Annotated in this window: 13 protein-coding genes; 8 read left to right on the forward strand and 5 right to left on the reverse strand. The window is 73.4% G+C overall.

Translation table 11 applies throughout. The annotated features are described in order from the left end of the window. Window position 1: 1 nt before the first annotated feature. Complete coding sequence (locus tag O7598_RS07815; RefSeq protein WP_269694788.1) at window positions 2-3,469, reverse strand: ATP-binding protein; 3,468 nt, start codon at window positions 3,467-3,469, stop codon at window positions 2-4. A gap of 184 nt (window positions 3,470-3,653) precedes the next feature. On the opposite strand from O7598_RS07815, the gene O7598_RS07820 reads away from it, so the two are divergent. Further along, a complete protein-coding gene (locus O7598_RS07820; RefSeq protein ID WP_269690677.1) occupies window positions 3,654-3,854 on the forward strand; it encodes a hypothetical protein in 201 nt (66 codons plus the stop codon). Between the two features lie 52 nt (window positions 3,855-3,906). On the opposite strand, the gene O7598_RS07825 is transcribed toward O7598_RS07820, so the two are convergent. Further along, entirely contained in the window at window positions 3,907-5,127 is a 1,221-nt protein-coding gene (locus O7598_RS07825) for an MFS transporter (protein WP_269690678.1), read from the reverse strand. Between the two features lie 214 nt (window positions 5,128-5,341). Between O7598_RS07825 and O7598_RS07830 the strand changes: the two genes are divergently transcribed. Then, window positions 5,342-5,497, forward strand: coding sequence for a hypothetical protein (locus O7598_RS07830; RefSeq protein WP_269690679.1), 156 nt, complete (start codon window positions 5,342-5,344; stop codon window positions 5,495-5,497). A 131-nt stretch (window positions 5,498-5,628) separates the two neighbouring features. On the opposite strand, the gene O7598_RS07835 is transcribed toward O7598_RS07830, so the two are convergent. Beyond that, on the reverse strand, window positions 5,629-6,321 hold the full coding sequence (locus O7598_RS07835) for a Crp/Fnr family transcriptional regulator (RefSeq protein WP_091059444.1): 693 nt from the start codon (window positions 6,319-6,321) through the stop codon (window positions 5,629-5,631). A gap of 246 nt (window positions 6,322-6,567) precedes the next feature. On the opposite strand from O7598_RS07835, the gene O7598_RS07840 reads away from it, so the two are divergent. The 5 genes from O7598_RS07840 (at window position 6,568) to O7598_RS07860 (ending at window position 10,152) form a co-directional block, all read left to right on the forward strand. Beyond that, the gene (locus tag O7598_RS07840; RefSeq protein ID WP_091060136.1) at window positions 6,568-7,065 is read left to right on the forward strand and encodes a polyadenylate-specific 3'-exoribonuclease AS; all 498 of its coding nucleotides are present in this window, start codon (window positions 6,568-6,570) and stop codon (window positions 7,063-7,065) included. An 83-nt stretch (window positions 7,066-7,148) separates the two neighbouring features. Continuing rightward, a complete protein-coding gene (locus O7598_RS07845; RefSeq protein WP_269690680.1) occupies window positions 7,149-7,652 on the forward strand; it encodes a pyridoxamine 5'-phosphate oxidase family protein in 504 nt (167 codons plus the stop codon). Between the two features lie 178 nt (window positions 7,653-7,830). Continuing rightward, window positions 7,831-8,859 (forward strand): 6-phosphofructokinase, encoded by a 1,029-nt coding sequence (locus tag O7598_RS07850; RefSeq protein WP_091060140.1) that lies wholly within the window; start codon window positions 7,831-7,833, stop codon window positions 8,857-8,859. An 86-nt stretch (window positions 8,860-8,945) separates the two neighbouring features. Continuing rightward, window positions 8,946-9,755, forward strand: coding sequence for a pyrroline-5-carboxylate reductase (gene proC, locus O7598_RS07855; protein ID WP_269690681.1), 810 nt, complete (start codon window positions 8,946-8,948; stop codon window positions 9,753-9,755). A 46-nt stretch (window positions 9,756-9,801) separates the two neighbouring features. Beyond that, window positions 9,802-10,152, forward strand: coding sequence for a DUF2203 domain-containing protein (locus O7598_RS07860; protein ID WP_269690682.1), 351 nt, complete (start codon window positions 9,802-9,804; stop codon window positions 10,150-10,152). Window positions 10,153-10,248: 96 nt separating this feature from the next. Here the strand turns inward: O7598_RS07860 and O7598_RS07865 are convergent, their stop codons facing one another. Next, entirely contained in the window at window positions 10,249-10,932 is a 684-nt protein-coding gene (locus O7598_RS07865; protein ID WP_269690683.1) for an NADPH-dependent F420 reductase, read from the reverse strand. 190 nt (window positions 10,933-11,122) lie between these two features. On the opposite strand from O7598_RS07865, the gene O7598_RS07870 reads away from it, so the two are divergent. Next, entirely contained in the window at window positions 11,123-11,926 is an 804-nt protein-coding gene (locus O7598_RS07870) for an SGNH/GDSL hydrolase family protein (protein WP_269690684.1), read from the forward strand. 66 nt (window positions 11,927-11,992) lie between these two features. Here O7598_RS07870 and O7598_RS07875 read toward each other — a convergent pair whose 3' ends face one another. Continuing rightward, window positions 11,993-12,481 carry a glutathione peroxidase gene (locus O7598_RS07875; RefSeq protein ID WP_269690685.1) on the reverse strand — a complete coding sequence of 163 codons (489 nt, stop codon included), beginning with the start codon at window positions 12,479-12,481 and terminating at the stop codon, window positions 11,993-11,995. Window positions 12,482-12,546: the final 65 nt, after the last annotated feature.

Genomic DNA, 12,546 nt, shown 5'->3' on the forward strand with positions numbered 1-12,546 from the left:
GTCAGCCGGCGCCGGCGATCCGGAGCAGACCACCGGCGGCGTGCCGGTCCGCGAACGCGCGTACCCGCGCCAGTGTCTCCGTCGCGGCCGGCGGGTCCGCCTCGGCCAGCGGCCCCACCGCCAGGGCGGCGGCGATGACCTCGTCGGTGACGTCGGTCATCCCGGCGTACCCCTCCGCGGCGGCGGTGAACAGCCGGCCGGCCCGGGCCAGGTCGCCGTCGCGGCGGGCCAGCGCCGCGTCCGCCGAGCGGCCGGCCGCCCGCGCCCAGCGGGTCGCGCGCGGCGCGCGGCCCAGCAGGTCACGCACCAGCACCGCGGCGTCGTCGCCGAGCAGGCCGGCGACGTGACCGACCGCCGGCACCCACTCGGCGAACGGGATCATCCGGGTGCGCCGCCAGTCCGCGTCCAGCTCGGCCAGCAACGCGAGCGCCTCGTCCCGGCGGCCCTGCACGGCGCGGCAGAGCGCGGCGTGCGCCACGGTGGACCGCAACACCCGGTGGAAGCCGCTGCGCCGCGCGGCGACCAACGCCTGGTCCACCAGGTCCGGGTCGTCGTCGGCGGCGGCCGGGCCGTCGCCCAGCGCCCGGATCCAGCCGGAGATCGCCACGATGTGCAGGTCCCACTCGTCGGTCGGGCGGCGGGTGGACCCCTCGGCCATCCGCAGCGCCGCGGTCCAGTCCCCGCTGTAGTAGGACCGGGTCCACTGGTCGCTGAAGCTCACCGTGAGGCCGTGCTCGCCGGCCAGGTCCAGCGACCGCTGCTCGTCGACCAGCCGGGCCGAGCCGGCCAGGTCGCCCTCCTCCTGCAACGCCCAGGCCAGGTTGTGCACCGCGCGGCGACGGCTGGTGAGCCGCTCCACCCGGCACTCCTCGGTGACCTCGGCCAGCTCGGCGTACGCCTCCTCGACGCCGGCCTGGTAACGGGCCACCGCCAGGGTGATCCGGGCGTTGGCCCGCGCCTCGCGCAGCTCCAGCCGCTCGGCCAGCTCGGCGGCGCTGCCGGCGGCGGCGCAGGCCGGCTCGGTCTCCGCGTCGAGCATGTGCGCCCGGGCCAGCTCCAGCAGCACGCCGACCTTGTCCTCGCTGTCCGGCAGCGCGGCGTGCAGCCGGATCGCCCGGTCCAGGCAGCGCAACGTCTCCGACCGGTCCGCCCGGGCCCACGCCGCGGTGGCCAGCAGCCGCCACGCCTTCGCCGCGCCGGGCAGGTCACCGGCGTCGGCCAGCCGCCCGGCCAGACCGGTCAGCAGTGCCGTGCCGTCGGCCACCAGGAACCCGTCCTGGTCGGCGTAGAAGGCCAACTCGGCCTGGAACAGCTCCAGCGCCGGATCCGGCCCGCACTCGACGCTGAGCGCGCGCTCGACGAGCGTGGCCGCGGTGTCCAGCGCGTGCAGGTCGTACGCCCGGCGGGCGGCCCGGTGCAACGCGGACCGGGTGGCGGCGGCGTGCGGAGCCTGGTCCAGGCCCACCGTGCGGGCGATCTCGTGCGCCGCCCACCGGTGGTTGGCCGTCACCTCGGCCAGGTCGTTCTGCCGGCCGTCGGCGAGCTGCTCCAGCCAGTCGGCGGCGCGCTGGTGCCGGGCCACCCGCTCGGCGCGCGGCAGCCGCTGATAGCAGACGTCCCGCACCAGCACGTGCCGGAACCGGTACTCCGGCTGGCCGGGCATGGTCGAGGTGGGCAGCTCGAAGACCAGGTCGCGCCGCTGGAGCCGGTGCAGCGCCCGTTCCACCCACTCCGCCGGCCGGCCCAGGGCCAGCGCCACCGGCGCCGCCCAGAACTGCACCCCGACCACCGAGGCGGCCTGGAGCACCGCGCGGTCGGCCGCGTCCAGCAGGTCCAGCCGGTTGGCGATGACCGCCTGGACGGTACGCGGCATCCCGGCGCCGTCGGCCGGGTCGAGGCGTACCGGGCCGGTGGCGCGCTCGACCAGGCCGCCGTCGAGCAGCATCCGGGCGTACTCCTGGGCGTAGAGCGGGTTGCCGTCGGCGAACTCGATCAGCGGCGCGCGGGCGTCGCTGGGCAGCGTGGCCTGGCCGAGCAGCAGCGAGTAGAGCGTGTCGATGTCGCCGTCGTGCATCGGCGGCACCGAGATGGACATCGCGCCGCTGATCGTCCCGGTCCACGCCGGGTGCCGTTCGCGCAGCTCCGGCCGGGCGGTGGCGACGACCAGCAGCGGCACGTTGCGGGCCGCCGCGCCGAGCTGCTCGACGAAGGAGAGCATCGCCTCGTCGGCCCAGTGCATGTCCTCGAAGACGAGCACGGTCGGGCCGGTCGCGGCCAGCGCGAGCAGGAAACGCCGCCACGCCGCCTCGGTCTCGGCCGAGGTGAGCCGCTCCCCGGGCACGCCCACCAGCGGGCCCAACGCCTCGGCCAGCCGCACCGCGTGCGGGTCGGCGAGCCGGCCCAGCCGCTCGCGCAGGCGCTCCCGGGCGGCGGCCGGGTCGTCGACGCCGGTCAGCCCGGTCCAGCGCCGCACGATGTCGGCCAGCGCCGCGTAGGTGACGTTCTCGCCGAACGGTGGACACTGACCGGTCAGCCAGGTGACCCGCGCGCCCGGCAGGTTCGCCGCGTGCCGGGCCAGCTCGCGCAGCAGCCGGCTCTTGCCCACCCCGGCCGGGCCGAAGACGGTCAGCAGCTGCGACGTGCGCTCGGTGACGGTGCGGTGCAGCGCGCTGACCAGCAGGCCCCGCTCGTGGTCCCGGTCGACCATCGGGGTCAGCTCGGCGCCCTGGTCGTCGCGCCGGGGCCGGGCCTGCACGGCCAGCCAGATCCGGCTCACCGCCGACCGGCCGCGCAGCGTCACCGGCGGCTGGTCGGCGTACTCCATCTCGCGCCGGGTGGCCGCCCAGGTGCTCTCGTCGACCACCACGCCCCCGACCGGGGCCAGCGCCTGCAACCGGCTCGCGGTGTTGACCACGTCGCCGGTGACGAACGCCTGACCGCCGTCGCGCGCCGCGGCCAGGTCGACGAGCGCCTCGCCGGTGGCGATGCCGACCCGAAAGCCGAGGGGCGGGTGCGGTCCGGCCGGCTGCCGGGCCAGGCTCCGCTGCAGCTCCAGCCCGGCGCGTACGCACCGCAGCGCGTCGTTGTCGGTGGCCACCGGCGCGCCGAACAACGCCATGACCGCGTCGCCGATGTACTTCTCCACCACGCCGCCGTACTGGTGCACCAGCCGGCGCACCGTGGCGAAGTAGACCTGTTGCAGGCCGCGGGCCTGTTCCGGGTCGGCCCGCTCGGCGTACGTGGTGAAGTCGACGATGTCGATGAAGAGCACGCTCACCTGCCGGCGGTCCTCCTGCACCGCGACCGCGTGGTCGCGCAGCGGCTGGCCGCAGTTGGTGCAGAAGTTGGCCCCGGCGTCGTTGGCGTGACCGCAACCCGGGCAGGCCGCGGCGAGCGGCCGGCCGCACCCGCCGCAGAAGCGGTCGTCCGGCCCGGCGCTCCGGGAGCAGTGTCCACAGGTGAGGTCGATGTCCGGCTCCGTACGCGTGAGGTCACCAGTGTCCCGCGCGGGCGGGCAGTCGGGTAACCGACCCCTCGGCGGGACGTCACGGCTGTTCGGCCGGGTCTAGTCTCCCCTAGCAGGAAGTCCCGTCGACAGGGAGAGTGCCGTGCACGTCCGGCTTTCCGCCCCATGGACCGATCCACGAGGGACGGTGTGGGCCTCGGGCGACACGGTCGACGTGGACGCCGTCACACTCGCCGAACTGGAGGAAAAAGGCATGGTGGAGCAGCCCACGAGCAGCGGATCGTCCGAGACCACGACCACCACCACGACGACGCCGCCGAAGAAGACCGACCCGTCGAAGATCGGCCCCGGCCCGAGCGCGCCGCCGGCCGACACCAAGGACAACTGAGACCAGGCGGAGCCGGTGGCCGCGGCCACCGGCTCCACCGTGCCCGGTCCGCTCAGGCCACCGCCGCCACGGCCGTCCGCCGCCTCGCCCGTCCACCGAGGGCCCGGGTCAGCAGCGGCACCACGAGCGCCAGCGTGGCGAGGATCCCGACGCCGGACACGGCCAGCAGCCACCGGGGTCCGATCGCCCCGAGCAGGGACGCCCCGGCGAGGTACGCCAGCACCTCCGCCCCGTAGGGGAACATGTAGACCGTGCCGAAGACGACGCCGAGCCGTTCGGCCGGCACGTGCTGTTGGATGAGCGTGTCCGCCGCCACGTGGTGCCAACCCGCGCCGGCCCCGGCCAGCGCCTGCCCGACGAGCGCCACACCGATCACCGGGCTCGCGCCGGTGACGAGCGTGCCGACGCCGAGCGCGAGCACCGCGCCGTAGAGCACGAACTGCATCCTGGTTCGTCCGCCGGCGCGGGCCAGCAGCATCGGGCCGAGCACCATGCCCACGCCGTAGGCGGTGCCGAGCAGGCCGATCATGACCTCGTCGGCCGCGAGCGCGGTGCGTCCGAGCGGCACCAGGGCCAGGTTGTCCAGCGCGGCGAACGTCACCAGCACCAGGAAGCCGATCGAGACCGCCCGCACCACGCCGCTGGTGCGCACGACGCGCAGTCCCGCGCCGAGCACCTGACGGTACGGCTCGCGCGGCGGGGTCGGCGCGCCGGGCGCGGACAGTCCGCGTACGCCGCCGATCAGCAGCGCGGACGCCACGAAGGTGGCGGCGTCGACGATCAGCGTGGACGTCAGGTCGATGGTGGCCAGCATCAGCCCGCCGAGGGCCGGGCCGGCGGCGAACCCGATGTTCATGCCGACCGCCAGTTGGGCGTTGGCCGCGGGCAGCCGCTCCTTGCCCACCAGCCGGGGCAGCAGGCTCCGGCCGGCCGGGGTGAAGGCGGTGGCGGCCAGGGTGGCCGCGGTGACCGCCGCGAGCAGCACCGGCAGCGGCGGCGCCAGCAGCGCCAGGGTGACGTAGAGCAGTGCCTGGGTCAGGTCGCAGCCGACCATCAGCCGGCGTTGGTCGAACCGGTCGGCGAGCGCGCCCAGCAACGGTCCGAGGAGCCTCGGCGCGGTGGTTGCCAGCAGCAGCATTGCCACCGCCGTGCCGCCGTACCTGTCGTAGGCGGCGATCAACAGCGCGGTGCGGGCCAGCTGGTCGCCCAGGTAGGAGACGAGGCGGGCGGACCAGTAACGACGAAAGGCGACATTGCCGCGGATCAGTGACATGCCCGTCAACTCCTCGCTGCGATCGGTCTGTCCGGCGGGGCACCGGGGCAGGGGCGCGCGGGGCAACCTTGGCAGCGGGGATCGGGGCTGGACAACGGCTCTTCAGGCAGCAATTAATGCATATATGTCTATTTTGTCCGGCTCGCTCCGGCCGTAGCGTCTGTCCCGTACCGCCGCACCAGTCGCGACGGACCGACGACCTCCGGGAGGAACGATGACCACCTCGACCAACGCCACCGCGACCGGCTGGGCCGGCCCGGGCTTCTCCGCCACCACCCCGCAGGGCTGGATCGGCCCCACCCGCGGGTGGGCCGGCCCGACCCGCGGCTGGATCGGCCCCACGCGCGGCTGGCTCGGCCCGACGCGCTGAAGCGACACACGCAGGCGCCGACCGCCTCGGGCGGTCGGCGCCTGCGTGTGCGTGGGTGGGTCGGGGCGCGCCGGCACGTGGCGCGCGCTCCCGGGGTGGCGCCGGCGGTGGGCGCGGCGCCGGTGGTGGATCTAGCGGTCGCTCATGCCGGCGCGGCGGCGCAGCGCGGCCACGTCGGTGACCACGATCCGACGACCTTCGGTACGCAGCCAGCCGCGGCTGGCGAACGAGCCGATGGCCTGGTTGACGCTCTGCCGCGACCCGCCCGCCATCTCGGCGAGCTGGCTCTGGTTGAGCTCGATGGTGATCATCGGGGCCTGGCTCTCGCCGGCCAGCCGGACCAGCGTCTTGGCCACCCGGCCGGGCAGGTCGAGGAAGACGTGGTCGGCGTTCTGCTCGGTGAGCCGGCGGATCAGCTGGCCGAGCGAGCGCATCACCGCGTCGAGGATGCGCGGGTTGGAGTGGACCAGCTCCATGAAGGCGGGGCGGGACAGCGCCAGCGCGGCGCAGTCCTCGATGGCCTCGGCCGACGCCGACCGGGTCGACGCGTCGAGCAGGGAGACCTCGCCCAGCACGTCGGGGGGTCGGATCACCGACAGCACGGCCCGCTCGCCGGTGGGGGCGGTGCGGAACACCGCCACGGCGCCGCGGCGCAGCACGATCAGGGACTCACCGGGGTCGTTCTCGACGAAGAGGAGTTGCCCCTTGCGGTAGGTGCGCGGCACGGCCGCGGCGATGACGCGCTGCCGCACCTCCGGCTCCAGCCCGGCGAACATCTCCACGCCCGTGAGCGCGTCACCTGGCTCCGGCAGGCGAGACTCCACGGCCAACCCCTCCCCGGTCAGAAGTCACCACTCGCACACCGGGTGAAGCTGTCAGTCCCGGTACGAGGCAGCTCAACCGGTTCGGCGCCCGACGGCGGTACACATCAGATCATGACGTCCCGGTAGCGTGCTGTACACCCCTGGAGACACTTCCGTGACCATGCCCGGCCGGCGACCGGTGCCGCGCCGACCTCGGCGGACGCCCCGGCGACGGCCCGGCGGGGCCGATGGGCGAGGATGGTGCCGATGGCCTACCGCTACTTCTACGACTGCGAATTCATCGAGGACGGCCGCACCGTCGACCTGGTGTCGATCGGCGTCGTCGACGAGTACGGCCGCGAGTTCTACGCGGTCTCCACCGAGTTCGACGACTCCCGGGCGGTGCCCTGGGTGCGGCGCAACGTGCTGGACAAGCTCCCCTCGCCGGCCGACCGGGCCTGGCGCTCGCGGGAGCGGATCCGCGACGACCTGCACGAGTTCCTGCTGGCCCCGGTGCGCGACCGGCCGGGCGAGCAGCTCGAACTCTGGGCCTGGTACGCGGCCTACGACCACGTGGTGCTGGCCCAGCTCTGGGGCGCCATGCCGGCGCTGCCCCGGGAGATCCCCCGGTTCACCAAGGAGCTGCGCCAGCTCTGGGACGACCGGGGCCGGCCCCGGCTGCCGGAGGCCGAGTCCGGCCGGCACGACGCGCTGGTCGACGCCCGGCACAACCTCGCCCGCTGGCGGGCCATGACCACGCGCTGAGCGCATGCCCAGCCCGCACGGCAGGTTTGACCCGTTCTGCCCGGGGCACCGGAGCGGCATCACGCCGATCCGAGGAGGGGTCCATGAGCAACGAGCCGGCCAGCGCGGCCGACGCCCGCCGCAAGGTCACCGAGCTGATCCGGGACGCCCGGATCTGCCTGCTCACCACCACCGCCGTCGACGGGCGTCTGGTCAGCCGGCCGATGGGCCTGCAGGAGGCGGACTTCGACGGTGATCTGTGGTTCTTCGCCTACGCCGACTCCGCCAAGGTCCGACAGATCCGGGTGAACCCGCAGGTCAACGTCGGCTTCTCCGACCAGAAGCACAACGCCTGGGTCTCGGTGGCCGGCACCGCCACCGAGGAGTGGGACGCCGCCCGGGCCAAGGAGCTGTGGAACCCGCTGCTGAAGGCCTGGTTCCCGGACGGCCTGGAGACGCCGGGGATCACCCTGATCAAGGTGCACGCCGGCTCCGCGGAGTACTGGGACTCCCCGGGCAGCACGGTCGTCAACCTGCTCGGCTTCGCCAAGGCCGCGGTGACCGGGAAGCCGCCGAAGGCGGGGGAGAACCAGGAGGTCGGCTACTGACCGGTAGCCGGCCCGGGGGCGGGACGGTCCGGGGCGCGGTGCCGGCGCACACCCGCGCCGACTACAGTTCGCAGTGACGGCCCGCCCCGGGCCGGCAACGGCGCCGATGGTCTGATCCGACACATATCCTGGGGCTTAATCCGGGCTTCACCTGATGCTTCAGGAGGATGAGCAGATCATGCGTATCGGCGTGCTCACCGGCGGCGGCGACTGCCCTGGTCTCAACGCGGTGATTCGGGCGGTGGTCCGCAAGGGCGTCGCCACCTACGGTCACGAGTTCGTGGGCTTCCGGGACGGCTGGAAGGGCCCGCTCGAGGGGCTGACCAAGCCGCTGGGCATCGCGGAGGTGCGCGGCATCCTGCCGCGCGGCGGCACCATCCTCGGCTCGTCCCGGACCAACCCGTTCAAGATCGAAAACGGCGTGCAGCGGATCAAGGAGAACCTGGCCGCGCAGGGCGTGGACGCGCTGGTCGCGATCGGCGGCGAGGACACCCTGGGTGTCGCCACCAAGCTCCACGAGCTGGGCGTCAACGTGGTCGGTGTGCCGAAGACGATCGACAACGACCTGGGCGCCACCGACTACACGTTCGGCTTCGACACCGCGGTCAACATCGCGATGGAGGCGATCGACCGGCTGCACACCACCGCCGAGAGCCACCACCGCACGCTCGTCGTCGAGGTGATGGGCCGGCACGCCGGCTGGATCGCCCTGCACGCCGGGCTCGCCGGCGGCGCCAACGTGATCCTGCTGCCGGAGCGGCAGTTCGACGTCGAGCAGGTCGCCGGCTACGTCGAGAAGCGCTTCCAGCACCAGTACGCCCCGATCGTGGTGGTCGCCGAGGGCGCCCAGCCGCTCGACGGCCAGATGGTGCTGCACAACCAGGAGCTGGACTCGTTCGGCCACGTCCGCCTCGGCGGCATCGGCCAGTGGCTCGCCGAGCAGCTGGAGGCCAAGACCGGCAAGGAGGCCCGCACGGTGGTGCTGGGCCACATCCAGCGCGGCGGCACCCCGACCGCGTTCGACCGGGTGCTCGCCACCCGGCTCGGCCTCCAGGCGATCGACGCGGTGCACGAGGGCGACTGGGGCAAGATGGTCGCCATGCAGAGCACGGACATCGTCCGGGTGCCGCTGGCCGACGCCACCGCCGAGCTGAAGACCGTGCCGCTGGAGCGGTATGCCGAGGCCGAGGTCTTCTTCGGCAGCTGAGGTGTAAGGAGGGGCCCCTTGTTGACGCCTCGCGTATAGCAGGGGCCCCTTTCTAACAGTCGTCGGAGTCGGACGAGGAGGCGCGGGTGGGCGGGCACACGGTCGCGGTGATCGGCGCGGGCAAGATCGGCGAGCTGATGCTCTCCGGGCTGCTGCGCTCCGGCTGGCCGGTGGAGCGACTGCTCGCCACCGCGCGGCGGCCGGCCCGCGCGCAGGAACTGACCGATCGCTACGGCGTGCGGGTGGTGGACAACCCCACCGCGGTGGCGGAGGCCGACGTGCTGGCCGTGTCGGTCAAACCGCAGGACGCCGCCGCCCTGCTCGACGAGATCGGCCCCAAGGTTCCCGCCGGCAAGCTGGTCATCTCGCTCTGCGCCGGCCTGCCGACCGCCTTCTTCAACCGCCGGCTGCCCGAGGGCACCCCGGTGGTGCGGGTGATGACCAACACCCCGGCCCTGGTCGACCAGGCGATGAGCGCCATCTCGCCGGGCGCGCACGCCACCGGCACGCACCTGGCCCTGGCCGAGGAGATGTTCTCCCCGCTCGGCGCGACCGTCCGGGTCCCCGAGTCGCAGCAGGACGCGGTCACCGCGCTCTCCGGCTCCGGCCCGGCCTACTTCTACCTGCTGGTCGAGGCGATGATCGACGCCGGCATCCTGCTCGGGCTGCCGCGCCAGGTGGCGCACGAGCTGATCGTGCAGACCGCGATCGGCTCGGCGGTGATGCTGCGCGACTCCGGCGAGCACCCGGTGAAGCTGCGCGAGGCGGTCACCTCGCCGGCCGGCACCACCATCTCCGCCATCCGGGAGCTGGAGAACCACGGCGTACGCGCGGCCATGCTGGCGGCGCTGGAGGCCGCGCGCGACCGGGCCCGCGAACTCGCCGCCCAGGTGTGAGGCGCCGGCCCCGCCGAGCGCCGCTCCCGTGCCCCATACTGGCCCGGTGTTCACTCTCGCCCAGGCGCGACACCTGGTGGCCACCCTGCGGCCCCGCGTCGACGAGCTGATCAAGCTGCGTGCCGACCTCGCCGAGCTGCGGGTCGACCTGGCCGACCACGGCGCCAGCGCGCTCGGCGGGCTCGCCGAGGTGAAGGCGCTGGAGGCCCGGCTGCACGCCGTGGTGGAGGAGTTCCACCAGCACGACATCGAGGTCAAGGGGATCGCCCCGGTGCTGCTCGACTTCCCCGGTGAGCGGGGCGGCCGGGCGGTGCTCTGGTGCTGGCTGGAGGGGGACACCGACGTCCGCTGGTACCACCGGGTGGAGTGCGGCTTCGCCGGCCGTCGCCCGGTCTGAACCGGCCGGTCCGAGCCGCCGCCGGTCCGAGCCGGCGGCCGACGACGGGCCCGGTGCCCGGCGGCCGATGGTGACCGGCCGCCGGGCGCGCGTGGGTCAGCTGTCGGCGTAGCGGCGGGCGGCGGCGAGGGCGTCGCGCAACCGCCGCGCGTCGACAGTCGCGGGCCGTTCCCAGTCGCCGTCGGTGGCGTAGATGCCGGCGTACGCGGTGGTGTCGCGCTGGAACCGCCAGCCCTCGGCGAGCGGCCCGACGTCGACGGCGTCGTAGCCCAGCGAGTCGAGGAACGCGGTGACGGTGGCCTTGGCGGCCTCGTCGTCGCCGGCGATCGGCAGGGCGGTACGGTCCGCCGCGCCGCTCGGGCGGCCCAGGACGCGCAGGTGCGCGAAGTAGATGTTGTTGAAGGCCTTGACCACGCTCGACTGCGACAGGTGCCGCTGGAGCAGTTCGCTGGTGGTGGTGGACTCGTCGTCCAGCTCCGGGAAGCGCCCGTCCCGGTCCGGGTAGTAGTTGCCGGTGTCGATCACGATCTTTCCGGCGAGCGGAGCGGCCGGCACCTCACGGTAGGCGCGCAGCGGGATCGTGACGACCACGAGGTCCCCGGCGGTCGCCGCCTCCGCCGCGGTGGCCGCCCGGGCCCGGGGGCCCAGTTCGGCGACCAGTTCCTTGAGCGTTTCCGGGCCTCGTGAGTTGCTGAGTACCACGTCGTGGCCGGCTTCCACCGCGAGCCGGGCCACCGTGCTGCCGATGTTGCCGCTGCCGATCAGTCCCACAGTCGTCATGTCCGGTGCCAACCCCGTCGACGCCCCGCGGCATTCCCTGGCGGAAACCTTCAGCGGAAGATCGCCGACCGGCATCGATTTGTATGGACAAGTCTCAATGAACTGAGACCGCAAATCGGTGATCTTCCATGTTTGGTGATCTCATTGATATCAATCTCTCACCACCACTTCCCACCCCCAGGAGTGCGACGTGCGGAGATCCCGTCTTGTCACCATCGCCCTGACCCTGGCCGCCTCGGTCGGGTTCACGCTGCCGCTGGCCGCCCCCGCCCAGGCGGCCCCGTCCGACCGTTACGTCGCGCTCGGCGACTCGTACGCCTCCGGCGTCGGCGCCGACAGCTACACCTCCGAGAGCGGCAACTGCCTGCGCAGCACGAACGCCTATCCGGCGCTCTACAACGCCAACATCCAACCGGCCTCCTACCGCTCGGTCGCCTGCTCCGGAGCCACCACCGCGGACGTCATCAACAACCAGCTCTCCGCGCTCTCGTCGACCACCACGCTGGTCAGCGTCACGATCGGCGGCAACGACGTCGGCTTCGCCAACATCATGAGCACCTGCGTGCTCCAGGGTGAGTCGCAGTGCGTGGCGGCGGTGAACTCGGCCATGAACGTGGCCCGCACCCAGATGCCGGGCCGGCTCGCCAACGTCTACAACGGCATCCGCAACCGCGCCCCCTCGGCCCGCGTCGTGGTGGTCGGCTACCCGGTCTTCTACCAGCTCGGCACCGTCTGCGTCGGGCTCACCGCGACCTCGCGGGCGAAGATCAACGAGGGCATCAACCTGCTCGACGACATCACCCGGACGGCCGCCACCTCCGCCGGCTTCACGTTCGCCGACGTCCGGTCCATCTTCGTCGGTCACCAGCTGTGCAGCTACGGCACCAAGTGGCTGCACGCGTTGAACGTGCTGAACCTGACCATCTCCTACCACCCGACGGCCGCGGGCCAGTCCGGCGGTTACTACCCGGTCTTCCGGTCCGCCGCCGGCTGACCCGGAACGCGCGGCCCGCGAGCGGCATGCCTCGAACGACCGGAGGCATGCCGCTCCGCCGTGCGCTCAGGCCGGCAGGATCTTCTCGATCGCGGCGCGCAGCTCGGTGTCCTCGGGGGTGACCTGCGGGGCGAACCGGGCGGCCACCGTGCCGTCCGGCGCGACGAGGAACTTCTCGAAGTTCCAGCGGACGTCGCCGGTGTGCCCCTCGGCGTCCGGCGTGGACACCAGCTCGGCGTAGAGCGGGTGCCGGTCCGGCCCGTTGACGTCGACCTTCTCGGTGAGCGGGAAGGTGACGCCGTAGTTGACCTGGCAGAACTCCTCGATCTCCGCGGCGCCGCCCGGCTCCTGGCCGGCGAACTGGTTGCACGGCACCCCGAGCACGGTCAGCCCTCGCTCGGCGTAGGTGTCGGCGAGCGCCTGCAGGCCCGCGTACTGCGGGGTGAGGCCGCAGCGGGAGGCCACGTTGACCACCAGCAGGGCGCGGCCGCGGTAGCGGTCGAGGTCGGCCGGGCCGCCGGTGAGGGCGTCGATGGGTACGTCGAAAACGGTCATGCGACGAGGCTACGGGCCGTCGGCCGGCTCGCCCCGCGCCACCCGCGAAATCGACGCATCTACAT

Origin of the sequence: Micromonospora sp. WMMC241 (assembly GCF_027460165.1) — a bacterium.
In the GTDB taxonomy this organism is placed as follows: Bacteria; Actinomycetota; Actinomycetes; order Mycobacteriales; family Micromonosporaceae; genus Micromonospora; species Micromonospora humi.